Origin of the sequence: Methylobacterium terricola (assembly GCF_006151805.1) — a bacterium.
GTDB classification, from domain to species: Bacteria; Pseudomonadota; Alphaproteobacteria; order Rhizobiales; family Beijerinckiaceae; genus Methylobacterium; species Methylobacterium terricola.
In genome coordinates this window covers 464,218-482,106 of record NZ_VDDA01000002.1, presented here as the reverse complement: position 1 = coordinate 482,106, position 17,889 = coordinate 464,218, and the positions used below count along the sequence as shown (strand labels likewise).

15 protein-coding genes and 4 tRNA genes are annotated in these 17,889 nt (G+C 69.9%); 16 read left to right on the top strand and 3 right to left on the bottom strand.

Annotation, left to right across the window (positions count from 1 at the left end; genetic code table 11):
• Window positions 1–18: 18 nt before the first annotated feature.
• The gene (locus FF100_RS06575; protein WP_139034741.1) at window positions 19–3,120 is read left to right on the top strand and encodes an efflux RND transporter permease subunit; all 3,102 of its coding nucleotides are present in this window, start codon (window positions 19–21) and stop codon (window positions 3,118–3,120) included.
• Between the two features lie 293 nt (window positions 3,121–3,413).
• Window positions 3,414–3,617 (top strand): hypothetical protein, encoded by a 204-nt coding sequence (locus FF100_RS06570; RefSeq protein WP_139034740.1) that lies wholly within the window; start codon window positions 3,414–3,416, stop codon window positions 3,615–3,617.
• A gap of 255 nt (window positions 3,618–3,872) precedes the next feature.
• On the opposite strand, the gene trpE is transcribed toward FF100_RS06570, so the two are convergent.
• Both trpE and FF100_RS06560 read right to left on the bottom strand, forming a co-directional pair.
• Complete coding sequence (gene trpE, locus FF100_RS06565) at window positions 3,873–5,387, bottom strand: anthranilate synthase component I (RefSeq protein WP_139034739.1); 1,515 nt, start codon at window positions 5,385–5,387, stop codon at window positions 3,873–3,875.
• Window positions 5,387–7,291, bottom strand: a complete 1,905-nt coding sequence (locus tag FF100_RS06560; RefSeq protein WP_139034738.1) for a peptidylprolyl isomerase — start codon at window positions 7,289–7,291, stop codon at window positions 5,387–5,389. The genes trpE and FF100_RS06560 overlap by 1 nt, the downstream gene beginning before the upstream one ends.
• Before the next feature lie 183 nt (window positions 7,292–7,474).
• On the opposite strand from FF100_RS06560, the gene tpiA reads away from it, so the two are divergent.
• Both tpiA and FF100_RS06550 read left to right on the top strand, forming a co-directional pair.
• Window positions 7,475–8,236: a triose-phosphate isomerase gene (gene tpiA / locus FF100_RS06555; protein WP_139034737.1), complete on the top strand. Its 762-nt coding sequence runs from the start codon at window positions 7,475–7,477 to the stop codon at window positions 8,234–8,236.
• Between the two features lie 397 nt (window positions 8,237–8,633).
• Window positions 8,634–8,792 (top strand): BrnA antitoxin family protein, encoded by a 159-nt coding sequence (locus FF100_RS06550; protein ID WP_139034736.1) that lies wholly within the window; start codon window positions 8,634–8,636, stop codon window positions 8,790–8,792.
• Between the two features lie 116 nt (window positions 8,793–8,908).
• On the opposite strand, the gene FF100_RS06545 is transcribed toward FF100_RS06550, so the two are convergent.
• A tRNA-Val gene (locus FF100_RS06545) sits at window positions 8,909–8,984 on the bottom strand.
• A 211-nt stretch (window positions 8,985–9,195) separates the two neighbouring features.
• Between FF100_RS06545 and FF100_RS06540 the strand changes: the two genes are divergently transcribed.
• The 12 genes from FF100_RS06540 (at window position 9,196) to FF100_RS06485 (ending at window position 17,883) form a co-directional block, all read left to right on the top strand.
• Window positions 9,196–9,272: transfer RNA gene (locus FF100_RS06540), tRNA-Asp, on the top strand.
• Window positions 9,273–9,317: 45 nt separating this feature from the next.
• A tRNA-Asp gene (locus FF100_RS06535) sits at window positions 9,318–9,394 on the top strand.
• A 54-nt stretch (window positions 9,395–9,448) separates the two neighbouring features.
• Window positions 9,449–9,525: transfer RNA gene (locus FF100_RS06530), tRNA-Asp, on the top strand.
• Window positions 9,526–9,657: 132 nt separating this feature from the next.
• Window positions 9,658–11,325 carry a methyl-accepting chemotaxis protein gene (locus FF100_RS06525; RefSeq protein WP_246101942.1) on the top strand — a complete coding sequence of 556 codons (1,668 nt, stop codon included), beginning with the start codon at window positions 9,658–9,660 and terminating at the stop codon, window positions 11,323–11,325.
• Between the two features lie 189 nt (window positions 11,326–11,514).
• Window positions 11,515–11,982, top strand: coding sequence for a CAP domain-containing protein (locus FF100_RS06520; protein ID WP_171070083.1), 468 nt, complete (start codon window positions 11,515–11,517; stop codon window positions 11,980–11,982).
• A gap of 318 nt (window positions 11,983–12,300) precedes the next feature.
• Complete coding sequence (locus FF100_RS06515; RefSeq protein ID WP_048453080.1) at window positions 12,301–12,666, top strand: NADH-quinone oxidoreductase subunit A; 366 nt, start codon at window positions 12,301–12,303, stop codon at window positions 12,664–12,666.
• Window positions 12,667–12,719: 53 nt separating this feature from the next.
• Window positions 12,720–13,301, top strand: coding sequence for a NuoB/complex I 20 kDa subunit family protein (locus FF100_RS06510; RefSeq protein ID WP_048447558.1), 582 nt, complete (start codon window positions 12,720–12,722; stop codon window positions 13,299–13,301).
• A gap of 9 nt (window positions 13,302–13,310) precedes the next feature.
• Window positions 13,311–13,973 carry an NADH-quinone oxidoreductase subunit C gene (locus tag FF100_RS06505; protein WP_139034734.1) on the top strand — a complete coding sequence of 221 codons (663 nt, stop codon included), beginning with the start codon at window positions 13,311–13,313 and terminating at the stop codon, window positions 13,971–13,973.
• A gap of 6 nt (window positions 13,974–13,979) precedes the next feature.
• The gene (locus FF100_RS06500; RefSeq protein ID WP_139034733.1) at window positions 13,980–15,170 is read left to right on the top strand and encodes an NADH-quinone oxidoreductase subunit D; all 1,191 of its coding nucleotides are present in this window, start codon (window positions 13,980–13,982) and stop codon (window positions 15,168–15,170) included.
• Window positions 15,171–15,209: 39 nt separating this feature from the next.
• Entirely contained in the window at window positions 15,210–16,316 is a 1,107-nt protein-coding gene (gene nuoE / locus FF100_RS06495; RefSeq protein WP_139034732.1) for an NADH-quinone oxidoreductase subunit NuoE, read from the top strand.
• Between the two features lie 50 nt (window positions 16,317–16,366).
• Window positions 16,367–17,668 (top strand): NADH-quinone oxidoreductase subunit NuoF, encoded by a 1,302-nt coding sequence (nuoF, locus tag FF100_RS06490; protein WP_139034731.1) that lies wholly within the window; start codon window positions 16,367–16,369, stop codon window positions 17,666–17,668.
• Between the two features lie 5 nt (window positions 17,669–17,673).
• The gene (locus FF100_RS06485) at window positions 17,674–17,883 is read left to right on the top strand and encodes a hypothetical protein (protein WP_139034730.1); all 210 of its coding nucleotides are present in this window, start codon (window positions 17,674–17,676) and stop codon (window positions 17,881–17,883) included.
• Window positions 17,884–17,889: the final 6 nt, after the last annotated feature.

Genomic DNA, 17,889 nt, shown 5'->3' with positions numbered 1-17,889 from the left:
CCTGACCGGGTCCGCTCGATGCGCCTGAACGTTTCCGCCTGGGCGATCCGCAAGCCGATCCCCTCGATCGTGCTCTTCCTGGTGCTCGGGCTGCTCGGCCTCGTGAGCTTCCGCAGCCTGCCGATCACCCGCTTCCCCAACATCGACGTGCCGATCGTCTCCGTGACGGTGACCCAGGCCGGTGCCGCGCCGAGCGAATTGCAGACCCAGGTCACCAAATGGGTCGAGGACGCGGTGGCGGGGGTGAAGGGCGTCAAGCACATCACCTCGGCGATCACCGAGGGCACCTCGGCCACCACCATCGAGTTCCGGCTCGAGGTGAACACCGATCGCGCCGTCAACGACGTCAAGGACGCGATCGCCAAGATCCGGATGAACCTGCCGCGGACGATCGACGAGCCGATCATCGCCCGGGTCGAGATCGCCGGCCTGCCGATCATGGTCTACGGCGCCTCGGCGCCCGCGATGACGCCGGAGGACCTGTCCTGGTTCGTCGACGACGTGGTGGCGCGCCAGATCCAGGGCCTGCGCGGCGTCGGCGGCGTCGAGCGCCTCGGCGGCGTCGCCCGCGAGGTGCGGGTGACCCTGAAGCCCGACCGGCTGCTGGCGCTCGGCATCACCGCCGCCGACGTGAACCGGCAGTTGCGCCTCACCTCCGCCGACATGGCCGGCGGCCGGGCCGAGGTCGGCGGCCAGGAGCAGTCGATCCGCACGCTTGCGGCGTCGGCCAGCCTCGACACCTTGGCCGCCACCACGATCGTCCTGCCCGGCGGCCGCAAGGTGCGCCTCGACGACCTCGCCACCTTGAGCGACGGCGCCGAGGAGCCGCGCACCTTCGCCCGCCTCAACGGCCAGCCGGTCGTTGCCTTCGCGATCTCGCGGGCCAACGGCGCCAGCGACGCCTCGGTGAGCGAGGTGGTGGTCAAGAAGATCGAGGAGCTGGGACAAACCTATCCGGGCGTCCACTTCGACCGGATCGACTCCTCGGTCACCAACACCATCGGCAACTACGAATCCGCCATGCACAGCCTGATGGAGGGTGCGGCCCTGGCGGTGCTGGTGGTGTTCCTGTTCCTGCGCGACTGGCGCGCGACGCTGATCGCCGCGGTCGCCCTGCCGCTCTCGGTCTTCCCGACCTTCTGGGCGATGAGCGCGATGGGCTTCTCGCTCAACGCGGTCAGCCTGCTCGCCATCACCCTCGTCACCGGCATCCTGGTCGACGACGCGATCGTCGAGATCGAGAACATCGTCCGCCACATGCGGCTCGGCAAGTCGCCCTACCGGGCGGCGATCGAGGGCGCCGACGAGATCGGCCTCGCGGTCATCGCGATCACCGCGACCCTGATCGCGATCTTCGCGCCGGTCTCGTTCATGGGCGGCATCGCCGGCCAGTACTTCAAGCAGTTCGGCCTCACCATCGCGGCCGCGGTCTTCATGTCGCTGCTGGTCGCCCGCCTCATCACCCCGATGATGGCGGCCTACTTCCTGCGCGACCACGGCCACCACGAGGAGCGCGAGGGGCCGGTGATGCGGGTCTACAACCGCCTCGTGCTGTGGTCGGTGCGGCACAAATACGTGACGCTGGTGGTCGGGCTGGCGCTCTTCGCCGCCTCGATCCTGTCCACCGGCCTCCTGCCCGCCGGCTTCCTGCCGAAGGAGGACGCGGCCCGCACCCTGATGGTGGTGGAGCTGCCCCCGGGCGCGCGGCTCGACGACACGATCGCGGTCACCGACCGGATCGCCCAGCGCCTGCGCACCCTGCCGGAGGTGAAATCGGTCTTCGTCGATGGCGGCCGCCAGCTGCCGGGCAAGAAGGAGGTGCGGCTCGCCACCTTCACCATCAACCTGACGCCCAAGAACGCGCGCGCCCGCAAGCAGGCCGACGTGGAGGCGGCGATCATGGACCTGATGCGCGACGAGGCGGACGTGCGCTACTGGTCCCTGCGCGAGGGCGGCCAGCGCGACTTCACCCTGATCGTCGCCGGCGGCGACACCGCCCAGGTGACCGAGGTGGCGGAGAGGATGCAGCGCGAGGTCGCGGCCCTGCCGAACCTCGTCAACGTGATGTCGACCGCGCCCCTCGATCGCACGGAGGTGCGCATCCGCCCGAAACCCGGCGTGGCCGCCGATCTCGGCGTCTCGACCGACACCATCGCCGAGACGGTGCGGGTCGGCACGATCGGCGACATCGGCCAGAACCTCGCCAAGTTCAACGCCACCGACCGGCAGATCCCGATCCGGGTGCAGCTGCCGATGAGCGTGCGCGGCGATCTCCCGGCCCTGGAGAGCCTGAAGGTCCCGGCGAAGAACGGCGCCTCGGTGCCGCTTTCGGCGGTCGCCGATATCAGCCTCGGCCGCGGGCCGACCGCGATCGACCGCTACGACCGGGCGGTCCGCGTGGCGCTGGAGGCCAACATGCAGGGCTCCGACGCCCTCGGCGAGCAGATCAAGCTCGCGATGAACACGCCCACCGCCCGCAACCTGCCGCCCGGCATCAGCTTGCGCCAGACCGGCGATGCCGAGGTGATGGGCGAGGTGTTCGAGGGTTTCGCCCTGGCGATGGGCGCCGGCCTGATGATGGTGCTGGGCGTGCTGATCCTGCTCTTCGCCTCGTTCTTCCAGCCCCTCACCATCCTGTTCTCGCTGCCGCTGTCGATCGGCGGCGCGATCCTCGGACTTCTGATCTTCAACCGGCCGATCTCGATGCCGGTGGTGATCGGCATCCTGATGCTGATGGGCGTGGTGACCAAGAACGCCATCATGCTGGTCGATTTCGCCGTCGAGGAGATGGCCCGCGGCGTCGACCGGGTCACCGCCATCACCCAGGCCGGCGCCAAGCGCGCCCGCCCGATCGTGATGACCACCATCGCCATGGCGGCCGGCATGGTGCCGAGCGCGATGGCCTTCGGCATCGGCGGCGAGTTCCGCTCGCCCATGGCGATCGCGGTGATCTCGGGATTGATCGTCTCGACCCTGCTGTCGCTGCTGTTCGTGCCGGCGATCTTCCTGCTGATGGACGACCTTTCGCGGCTGATGGGCCGCCTGTTCGGCCGGTTCGTCGGCGCGGTCGACGAGCCGCCGGGACACGAGGGAGCGCATCGGCCGGCGCCGGCGGAGTAGCGGGCGGGGCGGGCCGCCGGGCGTCCGGCGCAAGAACTCTCTCGTGCAAGACAAGGCACGGGCTTCTCCTCTGCCGGCGGGCCGGGAGAGGAGAAGCCCGTGGCTCCTCACGTCCCGAACAGTCTCGAGCCTGACGGGAGGGATTGGGCGATCGACCCCTACTCAACTCTTCCGCGCAGCAAGCCATTCCGCAAGCAAAGGGTTGGTCAACCCGCACGGATGATGGACGAATTGTAACGGAACTGCGCCGAATTCATGCGGGTTGATCGCGCATTGACCGAGAGGAAGAGGCCATGATCAAATCGCTGATCTCCGCCACCGTGTGCGCCGCCTGCCTGCTGTCGGTGACCCCGGTCTTCGCCGCCGAGAACACGATCCCGCAAGGCAAGCGGGATGAGATGTCGCAGAAATATACTGAGAACCAGATCAAACAGCAGAACACGGAAAACAGGGAGGCCAACCACAACGTCGATCGCCTCATCACGAATCGGAAGTAGGCGGCAAGCATTATCGACGGGGGGAGCTTCCACCGTGCGTGTCATCCTGGGGCCGCGGAGCGGGACCCGGGATGACGTCTCATACCCTCGCGTCTTGGCATCGACACGTCGATGCCAAGGCGTCCGGCGCATCAGCGCCGGCGCCCGTTCGGGCTTGCCTTGCGCCCTCGAACCGATCCGTTCGACGGCGCGGCGGGAGGAGAGTGACCGTCACCCTCTGCGACACGCGAGGTCGGTCGCACGGGCCGCGAACCGCTACTGCCCCCGCCGCGCCTGCGCGGCGAACCGCACCGCCTCCTCGGCGGCCCGGAACAGGGCCTTGGCCTTGTTGATGCATTCCTGCTGCTCGGACGCCGGATCCGAATCGTGCACGATGCCGGCACCCGCCTGGACATGCATGCGGCCATCCTTGACGATGGCGGTGCGCAGGACGATGCAGGTGTCCATCTGGCCGTCGGCGCCGAAATAGCCGATGCAGCCGCCATAGGGCCCGCGCTTCTCGCGCTCCAACTCGTCGATGATCTGCATCGCCCGCACCTTCGGGGCGCCCGAGACCGTGCCGGCCGGAAACCCGGCCGCGAGGGCCGAGAGAGCGTCGTGGCGCGCGTCGAGGCGGCCCTCGACGTTCGACACGATGTGCATGACCTGGCTGTAGAATTCGAGGAAGAACGAATCCGTCACCCGCACGCTGCCGATCTCGGCGACGCGGCCGACATCGTTGCGGCCGAGATCGAGCAGCATCAGATGCTCGGAGCGCTCCTTCGGATCGGCGAGCAGCTCGTCGGCGAGCGCCCGATCCTCCTCCGGCGTCGCGCCGCGGCGGCGGGTGCCGGCGATCGGACGGATCGTCACCGCGCCGTCGCGCACCCGCACCAGGATCTCCGGCGACGAGCAGACGATCTGGAAGCCGCCGAAATCGAGGTAGCACAGGAACGGCGCCGGATTGACCCGGCGCAGCGCCCGGTAGAGCGCCAGCGGGCTCAAGGTGAACGGCGATTCGAAGCGCTGCGACAGCACCACCTGGAAGATGTCGCCGGCGGCAATGTACTCTTTGGCCCGGGCGACCATGCCGAGGAACTGGTCGGGGGTGACGTTCGAGACCGGCTCGGGCGTCGGGATCTCGGTCGGGTTCTGCCGCGCCTCGACTGGCAATGGGCCCTCCAGCGCGTCGGCGGCGCGCTCCAGCCGCGCCATCGCCGCCTCGTAGGCGCTCCGCGCGGAGACGCCCGCGACCGGCCGGATCGGCGCCACGAGGGCGATCTCGTCGCGCACCGCGTCGAAGATCACCATCACCGTCGGACGGACCAGGATCGCGTCCGGTACGCCGATCGGGTCGGGATGGGGGGCGTCGAGGCGCTCCATCTCCCGCACCATGTCGTAGCCGAGATAGCCGAACAGGCCCGCCGCCATCGGCGGCAACCCGGGCTCCGCCGGGATCGCGCTCTCGGCGATCAACGCCCGCAGGCTGGCGAGGGGGGCGGCCTCCTCCGCCGTGAAGGCGGCGAGATCGGGCGACGCCGCACGCTCGGCCCGGCCGGCGGCGCAGCGCCAGATCAGGTCGGGATCGAGGCCGATCATCGAGTAGCGGCCGCGTACCGCGCCGCCCTCGACCGACTCGAGCAGGAAGGCGGCGCCCTCGCGGCCCGCCTTCAGCTTCAGGAAGGCGGCGACCGGGGTCTCCAGGTCGGCCACCAGAGTGGTGCGCAGCAGGACCGGGCGGCCCGCCGCGTAGGCCGAAGCGGCGATCTCGGGGGAGGGGACCGTGAGCATCAGTACTCGCCGCCGATGGCGCGCCGGAACGCCGCCTCGTTGACCGACACGCCGGCCTGCTTCTGCACGTCGGCGATGTACTCGGCCAGGATGTCGTCGGCGAGGGCCGTGCGATACTGCTGCTCGACCGCGACGGCACCGGCCGCGGTCGGCACGAAGGCCGGCACCGTGGCGCTGGTCACCCGGAACACCACCCGGGCGACGCCCTCGCCGGAGGCCGAGGCGGCCTTGTTCACCGGCGTCGCGAAGACGCGGGAGACGGCCTCGGCGGTCAGCCCGTCGCGGCCGCGGCCGCGCGAGAGGTCGGCGACGGTCTTCGCCTCCTGCCCGAGGGACTTCGCCACCTCGTCGATCGCCTCGCCCTTGTCGAGCCGCTCGGTCGCTTCGCGGGCCTTGACGGCCAGCCGGCGCCCGACCTCGTCGGTCTTCCACTGCGCCGTCACGGCGTCGCGGACCTCAGGCAACGGCTTGTCGTGGGCCGGGTCGATCTTGGTCACGTCATACCAGACGTAGCCGCCGGAGCGGGTGCGCAGGGCCTCGTTGTCGGCGCCCATGTCGCTGCGGAAGATCGCCGCCAGCGTCGCGTCCTTGTCGGGGATCGCCTCGACCGCCTTGCCCTGCGGGTCGCGCCCCTGCGCGTCCACGGCGGGCACGGTGACCAGGGACAGGCCCTGCTCGCGGGCGATGTCGGCGAGCGGCTTGGCGCCGGCGCGCTGGTCCTCGATCGCGTCGTGGACCTTCTCCAGCCCGTCGCGGGCCTTCTCGAGGGCGATCTCCTGCCGGACCTCGCCGGCCACCGCCTCGAACGGCTTGCGCGCCGCCGGCTGCACCGACGTGACCCGCAGCAGCACGGTACCGAAGCGGCCCTTCACCGGCTCGCTCACGGCATCCGGCTCGGCCGCGAAGGCGGCATCCGCCACCGCCGGGTCGAACAACTCGGATTTCGAGAAGGTGCCGAGGTCGAGCGCCTTGGCGTCGAGGCCGCGCTCGGTCGCGACCTGATCGAAGGTCACCTCACCCTTGCGGATCCGGGCCAGAGCCGCCGCCGCGTCGGCGTCGTTCGGGAACACGATCTGCTGGATCGCGCGCTTCTCGGGCGTGCCGAACTTGCTCTGCTCGCTCTCGTAGCGGGCGCGGGCCTCCGCGTCGGTCACGGCATCGGGCTTCGCCAGGGTCGCCGGATCCAGGACGAGCAGGTTGACGCTCCGGTACTCGGGTGCCCGGAACGCGCTCTTGCGCTCGGTGTAGAAGGTCGTGACCTCCTCCTCCGTCGGGGCCGGGATCTCGCCGGCCGCCGCCTCGGGCAGGGTGAAGTAGGAGGCCGCACGGCGCTCGGACGTGTAGCGGTGGATCGCCTCGCGGGCGGCGAGGGAGACGGGAAGCTCGGCGGTGATCGCGTCGGCGAGCTGGAGGCGGGCGGCGACGGCGCGCTGCTCCTGCACGAAGCCCTGCTCGGTGAGGCCGGCCTGGCGCAGCGTGTCCCGGAAGGTGTTGACGTCGAAGGCGCCGTTCGGCCCCTTGAAGGCCGGCTCCTCCTGGATCAGCCGCACCACCGCGGAATCGGGGATGCGCAGGCCCAGATCCTTGGTCTTCTGGTCGAGGGAGGCCTCGGTGATGAGCTGGGCCAGAACCTGCCGATCGAGGCCGAGAGCCTTGGCCTGGTCCGGCGTGATCGGCCGGCGGCTCTGGCGCGACAGGCGCTGGAGCTGGTTCTGGTAGGCGTTGCGCAGGGCCTCGGCGGGGATCGGCGTGCTGCCGACGGTCGCGACCGCGTTGCTGCCGCCGCCGCGGAAGATGTCGGCGATGCCGAAGATGGCGAGGCCCGCGATCAGGAGGCCGAACACCACCGTCACCACGATCTTGCCGAGCCAGCTCTGGCTGGCGGCGCGGAACCCCTGGAGCATCGCGATCCTCAGAAACACCCGTGAGGGCGCCTGCCGCGAGGGGGCGCCCGGTTCCGGCCGCGATACCGCATAAGCGCCGCTAGGCAAAGAGCGGCGCTCCCCTGCGGTTTGCCGCCCGGCGGCGGACCTGATACCCGGCGACGCTTGTCCAGGATCGCTGATCCGACGATCGGGGGAGACACGATGACGACCGAACGGCCGCGCCCGCTGGTGGCGGGAAACTGGAAGATGAACGGCCTCCAGGCCTCGCTGACGGTGGCCGAGGCGGTCCGCGACGGCCTCGATGCAGGCCTCGCCGAGCGCATCGACGTGCTGGTCTGCCCGCCCGCGACCCTGGTCGGCGCCACCGCTGCGGCGCTGAAGGGCTCGCCGGTCAAGGTCGGCGGCCAGGACGTCCATGCCGAGGCGAGCGGCGCCTATACGGGCAACGTCTCGGCCGAGATGCTCGCCGATGCCGGCGCGACCGCCACCATCGTCGGCCATTCCGAGCGCCGCGCCTATCACCGCGAGAGCGACGCCGACATCCGCGCCAAGGCGCTGGCCGCCCGCCGCGCCGGCCTCGTGGCGATCATCTGCGTCGGCGAGACCCGCGAGGAGCGCGAGGCCGGCCGGACCCTCGACGTGGTGCGCGGCCAGCTCGCCGGTTCGCTGCCCGACGGCGCCAAAGCCGCCGACACGGTGATCGCCTACGAGCCGGTCTGGGCGATCGGCACCGGACTCACCCCGACGGTGGACGACGTGGCGCAAGTCCACGCCCTGATCCGGCGGGAGCTCGAGAGCCGCCTCGGCGCGGAAGGCGCGAAGGTGCGGATCCTCTACGGCGGCTCGGTGAAGCCCTCGAACGCCGCCGAGCTGATGGGCGTCGCCAATGTCGATGGCGCGCTCGTGGGTGGGGCGAGCCTGAAGGCCGAGGACTTCCTGGGCATCGCGGCGGCGTATCGCTGAGGCGAGCCGCCACGCTTCCCCCGCGCAGGGCAACCCCGGGGCTCGCCGCAGGCAAGAGCTCCGGGATCCGTTGCCGCCGACGTTGAACGACGAGGCGGACAGCGCCCCCATGGTCCCTGGTGCGAAGCCCCAAGGGTCCGCAGGTCGAGGGTCCGCATGTCGAGGGTCCGCGGGTCTTGCGTTCGGCAAGGGCGTGGGGGTGTCACGCAGGCGCGTGCCGATCGTCGCGTTTCACCGCCGGTCCGTCGTGACGAGAACCGTTTGCGCCGTCCGTCGATGCGTCGTTCCGTTCGTCCATACGGATCGAGTTCGACGAGCTGACGCGGCCGCGCAATGTCGAGAAGCACGGGCTCGCTGTCGCGGACCTCTCGCGCTGCTTTGACCGCGACCGCCGGAGCTGGTCGAGGCGCTCCCCAGACGCAGCGACCGCCCCAAGACGGAGAAGAGGGTGCTCTTCGTCACCCCGCGCCTGGATCCGGAGGGAGCCGACGCATTCTACGCGACCGGCCCCGGATGGCGGACACGGATCAACGTCGTCCTGGCGCTCGCCATTTGACCGCTCGCCCACACCATCGACGAGCCGGATGCGATCGAACGTCAGGCGTGCGAGGCGATTCACCGGCGGGAAAAAGCTGCCGGGCGCGCAAGACAGCGCGGACACCTCGAAGAGACTGGTGGGCGGTGACGGGCTCGAACCGCCGACCCTCTCGGTGTAAACGAGATGCTCTACCGACTGAGCTAACCGCCCGGATGCGGCATCGTTAAGGGCCCCGGGCCGCGAGCGCAAGGGCGCGCAAGGCTTCGTGCGCGACGCACCGCGTGCGCAGAGGCCCGCGCGCGGGGTTGCCGGATGCGCCGATCCTGGCTCCTCGCCCCCTCCCGCCTTTCTTGAGCCGGCGGCTTGACAGGGCAGGGGGCTCCCCATACACCGCGGCCATCGCAGCACTGCGAGACGCCGGGCGGACGTAGCTCAGTCGGTTAGAGTGCCGGCCTGTCACGCCGGAGGTCGCGGGTTCGAGCCCCGTCGTCCGCGCCACTTCCCTCTCGGGATAAGGCGTTTCTGTAGTGCAAGGCGCCATGTGCGGACGTAGCTCAGTCGGTTAGAGTGCCGGCCTGTCACGCCGGAGGTCGCGGGTTCGAGCCCCGTCGTCCGCGCCACTTCCCCCTTGGGGAAGCGGCAGCCGAGGCTGCATGGTGAAGCGAGCACGCCGCGCGGGCGTAGCTCAGTTGGTTAGAGTGCCGGCCTGTCACGCCGGAGGTCGCGGGTTCGAGCCCCGTCGCCCGCGCCACTCACCGACAGCCCTCTCACAGCAAGACCGCCGAAATTCATACCAAAGTCGATGACGCTAAGGCAGCGTCAAGCATCCGATCCTAAGGTCATGCCGAACACGGTTCGGAGCGAGCGGATGTCTTGGTCTAACATGAGCGTCAGCCGAAAGTTCGCCGTCATGATGGCGGCGGCGGTGATCGGCTTCGGGGCCGTCGTGGCCTACGCCCTGCGGGCCAACCACGACAGCCTGATGGCCGAGCGCGTGGCGAAGATGCGGGCGCTCTCCGACGTGGCGCTCGCCGTCGCCGCCGGCCTCGAGGGGCAGGTAAGGGCCGGCACGATGAGCCGCGAGGCGGCGATGACGGCGTTTCGCAGCCGGGCCAACGACATGCGCTACGAGGGCGACAACTACATCGCGGTCTACGACTTCGCCGGCACCGCCCTGGTGATCCCGACCAAGCCCGACTGGGTCGGCAAGGACATGAGCGGCCTGAAGGACGCGGGCGGGATGCTGCTCGTCAAGGCCATCACCGACATCGCCCGGTCCGGCACGCCCGGTACCCTGCGCTACCTCTTCACCCGCCCGGGCGGCGGCGATCCGGTGCCGAAGCTGAGCTACATCCAGGGCTTCGCGCCGTGGAACGTCGCGATCTTCACCGGGGTCTACGTCGACGATATCGGCGCGACGTTCTGGCGCCAGGCCCTGTGGCTCTGCGCCATCGCGGGCGCGGCGCTCGCCGGCGTCGGCCTGTTCGGCGTGCTCGGCTGGCGCTCGATCGTCGGCGGCCTGGCGGGCCTGACCGGAGCCACCGCGTCCCTGGCCGAGTCGCACTACGACGTCGCGGTCCCGGGGACCGGGCGACGGGACGAGATCGGCCGGATCGCCCGGGCGATCGACGGCTTCCGGCTCGTCCTCGTCGAGCGCGAGGCGCTGGCGGCGGCCCGAGACGCCAGCGAGGCGGAGGCCCGCCGCGCCGCGCAGATGAGCCAGGAGGTCAAGACCTTCGAGAAGAAGGTCGCGGACGTGCTGGCGCAGGTCGATGCCGCCGCCCGGGACCTCGACGCCACCGCCCGGGCGATGTCCGGCACCGCCGCCGAGGCCGTGAGCCGGGCCGGGACCGCGGCCAGTTCGGCCGCCGCCGCCTCGCAGGAGGCCGTCAGCCTCGCGGACGCGGCCGAAGGGCTCGGCCGCTCGATCGCCGCGGTCGGCGCCGACATGCGCGAGGCCGCCGCGATGGCGCGGGACGCCGTGACCGGCACCGACCGCACCACGGCGGTGATGCTGACCTTGAGCGAGGCCGCCACGCGCATCGGCGACGTGGTCTCGGTCATCGCGGGCGTCGCGGCGCAGACGAACCTGCTGGCGCTCAACGCCACGATCGAGGCGGCCCGGGCCGGAGAGGCGGGGAGGGGCTTCGCGGTCGTCGCCGCCGAGGTCAAGCAGCTCGCCGGCCAGACCGACCGGGCGACCCAGGAAATCTCGGCGCAGGTGGCGGCGATCCAGGATACCACGCGGCGGGCCGCCGCTGCGATGGGCGAGGTCGCCGTGCAGGCCCGCGCGATCAGCGGCGTCTCGGCCCGGGTCGCTGGCGCGGTCGATGCCCAGGTCGGCGCCACGCAGGCGATCGTGCGCAGCGTTGCCCAGGCTGCTTCGGGGACCGCGACGGTGAGCGGCTCGGTCGAGGGGCTGGCTCTCGATGCCGAGGCCACCGGGGAGGCCGCCCGGCACGTGCTCGCCGCCGCCGACACCGTGGCGCAACACTCGGCCAGCATCGGGGCCGAGGTGCACCGCTTCCTCGGCACGCTGCGGGCCGCCTGAGACCTGGGGCGCCCCTGCGCCCCGAAAATGTCCACAATCGCCCGACAGGTGGCGCCGTCCCGCACGGCGCGGCCTGAGTCAGGGTTTTGGCAGACGATGTCGCATCCGTTCCGTTCGACCGGTCCCGCCCTCGCGACGGCGGGGGCAGCCCGCGGCGGTGGAGGCGGCCTGCGCAGGGCCGCCGCCTGCATGCTGGTCGTCGCATCGCTGGCGCTTGCCGGCTGCAGCGGCTCGGCGATCCTGCCCGCTCCCGATCTTCCCACCACGCCGGTGATCCTCGACGAGGCCTCGGCGGCCGCGGCGATCTCGCGCTACCGGGCAAGTCACGGCCTCGGGCCGGTCAGCATCGATTCCTCGCTGATCCGCGCCGCCTCGTTCCAGGCCGAGGCCAACGCCAAGGCAGGATACCTCTCGCACGAGGCCGGCGGCACCTTCGATGCGCGGCTCAAGCGAGCCGGCTTCGGCGGCCGCTACGCCGCCGAGAACCTGAGCGCCGGCTCGACCACTTTCGACGAGGTCCTGCGGCGCTGGCAGGTCTCCCCTGAGCACAACCGCAACATGCTCATGCCGCAGGTCAGGCGGATCGGCATCGCCCGCGTCGACGCGCCCGGCAGCCGCTACAAGCGCTACTGGGCCTTGATCCTCTCCGACGGCTGACGCCGCCTTTCGCAGCGCAGCATCAGGGGAAACGGCGGAAAAACGCCCGGAAAGGGGAGGGGCCTGCGACGATGCTCCCCTCGGCAGCGGCACATCCGGGCGTTGTGTCTGCGGCGCGAACCCCTATCTTCCTCGCAGACGTTCGCGGTTTGTGCGGTGCGAACGCCCCTTGTTTCGCAATACCCGCTCGTTTAAGCCTCGCGGCACCTTCCGGGCTTTGGAACCGTTCCGAGAACGGCCCCGGCGGCCGGGTTGCGGCCCGGGCACGCGCCAAGGCCCGCGCTCACAAGGCTTCGCGCCAACCCTTGAGGATGCTCGATGAACGGCCTCCTGTCGGATTACCTGCCGCTGGTGATCTTCATCGGCGTTTCTCTCTTCATCGCCGCGGCGCTCCTCGTGGCCCCCTTCCTGGTGGCCTATAACAGCCCGGACCCGGAGAAGCTCTCGGCCTACGAGTGCGGGTTCAACGCCTTCGACGACGCGCGCATGAAGTTCGACGTGCGCTTCTACCTCGTCGCCATCCTGTTCATCATCTTCGATCTCGAAGTGGCCTTCCTGTTCCCCTGGGCGATCACGTTCGGGGACCTCGGCTGGTTCGGCTTCTGGTCGATGATGCTGTTCCTCGGCGTGCTGACCGTCGGCTTCGTCTACGAGTGGCGCAAGGGCGCCCTCGAATGGGACTAGAAGCCTAGGACGCGTCGCAGCCGCCCCCGAGACGAGAAGCACCGGACCCCACCATGTCTCTCACCACCGTCCGCGCCCCCGCGATCGCGCCGCAGCCGAAGGGTATCCTCGACCCGGCCACCGGCAAGCCGATCGGCGCCAACGACCCGACCTTCCTGACGATCAGCGACGAGCTCGCCGATCGCGGCTTCCTGCTGACCACCGCCGACGATCTCATCACCTGGGCCCGCACCGGCTCGCTGATGTGGATGACCTTCGGCCTGGCCTGCTGCGCCGTCGAGATGATGCAGATGTCGATGCCGCGCTACGATTGCGAGCGCTTCGGCTTCGCGCCCCGCGGCTCGCCGCGCCAGTCCGACGTGATGATCGTCGCCGGAACGCTGACCAACAAGATGGCGCCCGCGCTCCGCAAGGTCTACGATCAGATGCCGGAGCCGCGCTACGTCATCTCGATGGGCTCCTGCGCCAATGGCGGCGGCTACTACCACTATTCCTACTCGGTGGTGCGCGGATGCGACCGGGTGGTCCCGGTCGACATCTACGTCCCGGGCTGCCCGCCGACCGCCGAGGCGCTGCTCTACGGCGTCTTGCTGCTGCAGAAGAAGATCCGCCGCACCGGCACGATCGAGCGCTGAGGCGGAGCCATGAGCAACGGCATCACCATCCGGGCCCATACCCAGAGCGAGCAGGGCGACGCCGCCCTCGCGCGCCTGTCCGACACCCTCGCCGAGACCCTGGGCGCCGCCATCACCGACCGGGCGATCGCCTTCGGCGAGCTGACGCTGATCGTCGAGGGATCGGAGATCGTGCGGGTGCTCACCCACCTGCGCGACGATCCGGCTTGCGCCTTCTCGACCTTCATCGACATCTGCGGCGCCGATTACCCGGCTAGGTCGAAGCGCTTCGACGTCGTCTACCACCTGCTGTCGATGCGCCATAACCGGCGCATCCGGGTGAAGGTGCAGACCGACGAGCGTACCCCGGTCCCGACCGCGATCCCGGTCTTCCCGGCCGCGAACTGGTTCGAGCGCGAGACCTACGACCTCTACGGGATCCTGTTCTCGGGTCATCCGGACCTGCGCCGGCTGCTCACCGATTACGGCTTCGAGGGCCACCCCCTCCGCAAGGACTTCCCGCTCACCGGCTTCGTCGAGGTCCGCTACGACCAGGACGAGGCCCGGGTGGTGTACGAGCCCGTGCGACTGACGCAGGAATTCCGCAACTTCGACTTCCTCTCGCCCTGGGAAGGCACCGACTACGTGCTGCCGGGTGACGAGAAGGCCGACAAGGCACCGGCGAAAGGCTGAGCCGAGATGGGCGAGCACAGCATCCGCAACTTCTCGATCAATTTCGGCCCGCAGCACCCGGCGGCGCACGGCGTGCTGCGCCTCGTGCTGGAGCTGGACGGCGAGGTGGTCGAGCGGGTCGATCCGCATATCGGCCTGCTCCACCGCGGCACCGAGAAGCTAATCGAGGTCAAGACCTACCTCCAGGCGACGCCCTATTTCGACCGGCTCGACTACGTCGCGCCGATGAACCAGGAGCATGCCTTCTGCCTCGCCATCGAGCGCCTGCTCGGCATCGAGGTGCCGCGCCGGGCCAAGCTGATCCGCACCCTGTACTGCGAGATCGGCCGGCTGCTGTCGCATCTCCTGAACGTCACCACGCAGGCGATGGATGTCGGCGCCCTCACGCCTCCGCTCTGGGGCTTCGAGGAGCGCGAGAAGCTGATGATCTTCTACGAGCGCGCCTCGGGTGCTCGTCTTCACGCCAACTACTTCCGGCCGGGCGGCGTCCACCAGGACCTGCCGCCGAGCCTGATCGACGACATCGAAAAGTTCTGCGAGACCTTCCCGCAGGTGGTCGACGACCTCGACAACCTCGTGATGGCCAACCGCATCTTCAAGCAGCGCAACGTCGACATCGGCATCGTCACCGTCGAGGAGGCCCTGGCCTGGGGCTTCTCGGGCGTGATGGTGCGCGGCTCCGGCATCCCGTGGGACCTGCGCAAGTCGCAGCCCTACGAGGCCTATGCCGAGATGGAGTTCGACATCCCCGTGGGGAAGAACGGCGACACCTACGATCGCCAGGTCATCCGCATGGAGGAGATGCGCCAGTCGGTGCGCATCATGAAGCAGTGCATCGCCAAGCTGCGCGAGCCGGCCGGCCAGGGGCCGATCGCGACGCAGGACGGCAAGGTCGCGCCGCCGCCGCGGCGCGAGATGAAGCGCTCGATGGAAGCGCTCATCCACCACTTCAAGCTCTACACCGAAGGCTTCCACGTCCCGGCCGGCGAGGTCTATGCCGCGGTCGAGGCGCCCAAGGGCGAGTTCGGCGTCTATCTCGTCGCCGACGGCACCAACAAGCCGTATCGCTGCAAGATCCGCGCTCCAGGCTTCGCCCACCTCCAGGCGATGGACTGGATGTGCCGCGGCCACATGCTGGCGGACGTGTCGTGCATCCTCGGCACGCTCGACATCGTGTTCGGTGAGGTGGACCGGTGACGGCGCTCGGCGCCTGAGCCCGTCGGAGACGTTTGAGATATGGCTAACCGCAGACTCGCCCCCGTATCCGAGCAGCCCGAGAGCTTCGCGTTCACCCCAGAGAACGCCGAATGGGCCAAGGGGCAGATCGCCAAGTACCCGGAGGGGCGCCAGGCCTCGGCGGTGATCCCGCTGCTGTGGAAGGCGCAGGAGCAGAATGGCGGCTGGCTGCCGCAGAAGGCCATCGAGGCGGTGGCCGACCAGCTCGGCATGCCGCACATTCGCGTGCTGGAGGTCGCGACCTTCTACACGATGTTCGCCCTCGAGCCGGTCGGCCGCTACTGGATCCAGGTCTGCGGCACCGCGCCGTGCGACGTCTGCGGCGCCCGCGAGCTGAAGCAGTACCTCCACGAGCGGCTCGGCCCCTCCGGCCATGTCAGCCCGGACGGCACCTTCTCGTGGCTCGAGGTCGAGTGCCTGGGCGCGTGCTGCAACGCCCCGATGGCGCAGATCAACCACGATTATTTCGAGGACCTGACGCCCGAGCTCCTCGGCAAGCTGATGGACGACCTCGCGGCGGGCCGCCCGGTGAAGACCGGCTCGCAGATCGGCCGCGTCTCCTCCGAGCCGAAGGACGCCGTCACGACCCTCAAGGACGAGACGCTGTTCGACGGCTCGCGCATCGGCGCGTGGCGCAAGCGCTTCGAGGAGGAGGGGCTGAAGGAGACCGGCGCCGACGCGACCGGCGAGAAGGCCCGCACCGACGCCTCGGCCGCGACCAACCCGAAAGCGGCCCGCCCCGATGCCGGCCGGCCGAACGAGAGCGCGGCGGCCGCCACCCCGGCCCAGCGCGCGGCAGACGGCAAGCCCGGCGTCGACCCGGCTGCCGAGAAGGGGCAGGCGGCGCCCGAGCGCACCACCGTCGCGGAAACCCGCACCGGGCCCGAGACCGTTGGCACGCCGCAGAGCGGCCGCTCCTACACCGAGACCCCTTCGAAGCCCGAGGACGGCCGGCCCGTGGCCGGTTCCAAGGGCACGACACCGGAGGCCGGCGCCGAGCCGGCGACCGCTCCGGGCAAGACCGACGGATCGCGGGCCAAGCCCGTCGGACTCACCCCGGAGGACAAGGCCGCCGACAAGGGCCCGCCCGGCCCGAAGGCGAAGTAAGCCGTCAACGATGATGCTCCCCGTCACAGCAGGCCTGTAGGACGATCGCCATGCTCGCCGATCAGGATCGGATCTTCACCAACCTCTATGGTCTCCACTCCCCCGGTCTCGAGGCCGCGAAGAAACGCGGCGCCTGGGACGGGACGAAGTTCCTGCTGCAGCAGGGCCGGGACTGGATCATCGAGGAGATGAAGAAATCGGGCCTGCGCGGCCGCGGCGGTGCCGGCTTCCCCACCGGCCTGAAGTGGTCCTTCATGCCGAAGAAGTCGGACGGCCGGCCCCACTACCTGGTGGTGAACGCCGACGAGTCCGAGCCGGGCACCTGCAAGGACCGGGAGATTATGCGGCACGACCCGCATCTCCTGATCGAGGGCTGCATGCTGGCGTGCTTCGCCATGGGCGCGCATGCCTGCTACATCTACATCCGCGGCGAGTACGTCGCCGAGAAGCACGCCCTGCAGCGCGCGGTGGACGAGGCCTACGAGGCCCGTCTGGTCGGCCAGAGCAACGTCCACGACTACCCCTTCGACATCTACGTCCACCACGGCGCCGGTGCCTACATCTGCGGCGAGGAGACGGCGCTGATCGAGAGCCTGGAGGGCAAGAAGGGGATGCCGCGGCTCAAGCCGCCGTTCCCGGCCAATATGGGCCTCTACGGCTGCCCGACGACGGTGAACAACGTCGAGTCGATCGCGGTGGCGGGCACCATCCTGCGCCGCGGCGGCGCGTGGTTCGCGGGCCTCGGCCGGCCGGGCAATACCGGCACCAAGCTGTTCTGCATCTCCGGCCACGTCAACAAGCCGTGCAACGTCGAGGAAGAGCTCGGCATCACCTTCCGCGAGCTGATCGACCGGCATTGCGGCGGCATGCGCGGCGGCTGGGACAACCTCTTGTGCTCGATCCCCGGCGGCTCCTCGGTGCCGCTGGTGCCGGCGGCCGAGATCATCGACGCGCCGATGGATTTCGACACGCTGAAGAACCTGAAGTCGGGTCTCGGCACCGCCGCCGTGATGGTGTTCGACAAGTCGACCGACATGGTCGCGACGATCGCCCGCATCGCGTATTTCTACAAGCACGAGTCCTGCGGCCAGTGCACCCCGTGCCGCGAGGGCACCGGCTGGATGTGGCGCGTGATGCTGCGCATGGCCGAGGGCCGGGCGCAGAAGCGCGAGATCGACATGCTGCTCGACGTGACGAAGCAGATCGAGGGCCACACGATCTGCGCGCTCGGCGACGCCGCGGCCTGGCCGATCCAGGGCCTGATCCGTCACTTCCGCCCCGAGATCGAGAAGCGCATCGACCGCTACACCGCCAACCCGCATCCGACCCCGGTGCCGATGGCGGCGGAGTAAGTGCCATGACCGGCGAACCCGACAACCTGGTCCTCGTCTACCTGAGGCGCATCGACGAGAAGGTCGATCGCCTGATCGACGACGTGCACGACCTGAAGCGGCGGGTGTCCGGTGTCGAAGAGAACCTGGCCGGCGTCCATCGCCGGATCGACCGCCTTGAGCTTCGCGTCGAGCGCATCGAGCGCCGACTCGATCTCGCCGACGCGACACATTGAGCTGAA

Coding starts and splice junctions, on each gene's coding strand:
- FF100_RS06575 (WP_139034741.1), top strand. CDS start 19: ATGCGCCTGAACGTTTCCGCCTGGGCGATCCGCAAGCCGATCCCCTCG.
- FF100_RS06570 (WP_139034740.1), top strand. CDS start 3,414: ATGATCAAATCGCTGATCTCCGCCACCGTGTGCGCCGCCTGCCTGCTG.
- trpE (WP_139034739.1), bottom strand. CDS start 5,387: ATGCTCACGGTCCCCTCCCCCGAGATCGCCGCTTCGGCCTACGCGGCG.
- FF100_RS06560 (WP_139034738.1), bottom strand. CDS start 7,291: ATGCTCCAGGGGTTCCGCGCCGCCAGCCAGAGCTGGCTCGGCAAGATC.
- tpiA (WP_139034737.1), top strand. CDS start 7,475: ATGACGACCGAACGGCCGCGCCCGCTGGTGGCGGGAAACTGGAAGATG.
- FF100_RS06525 (WP_246101942.1), top strand. CDS start 9,658: ATGAGCGTCAGCCGAAAGTTCGCCGTCATGATGGCGGCGGCGGTGATC.
- FF100_RS06520 (WP_171070083.1), top strand. CDS start 11,515: ATGCTGGTCGTCGCATCGCTGGCGCTTGCCGGCTGCAGCGGCTCGGCG.
- FF100_RS06515 (WP_048453080.1), top strand. CDS start 12,301: ATGAACGGCCTCCTGTCGGATTACCTGCCGCTGGTGATCTTCATCGGC.
- FF100_RS06510 (WP_048447558.1), top strand. CDS start 12,720: ATGTCTCTCACCACCGTCCGCGCCCCCGCGATCGCGCCGCAGCCGAAG.
- FF100_RS06505 (WP_139034734.1), top strand. CDS start 13,311: ATGAGCAACGGCATCACCATCCGGGCCCATACCCAGAGCGAGCAGGGC.
- FF100_RS06500 (WP_139034733.1), top strand. CDS start 13,980: ATGGGCGAGCACAGCATCCGCAACTTCTCGATCAATTTCGGCCCGCAG.
- nuoE (WP_139034732.1), top strand. CDS start 15,210: ATGGCTAACCGCAGACTCGCCCCCGTATCCGAGCAGCCCGAGAGCTTC.
- nuoF (WP_139034731.1), top strand. CDS start 16,367: ATGCTCGCCGATCAGGATCGGATCTTCACCAACCTCTATGGTCTCCAC.
- FF100_RS06485 (WP_139034730.1), top strand. CDS start 17,674: ATGACCGGCGAACCCGACAACCTGGTCCTCGTCTACCTGAGGCGCATC.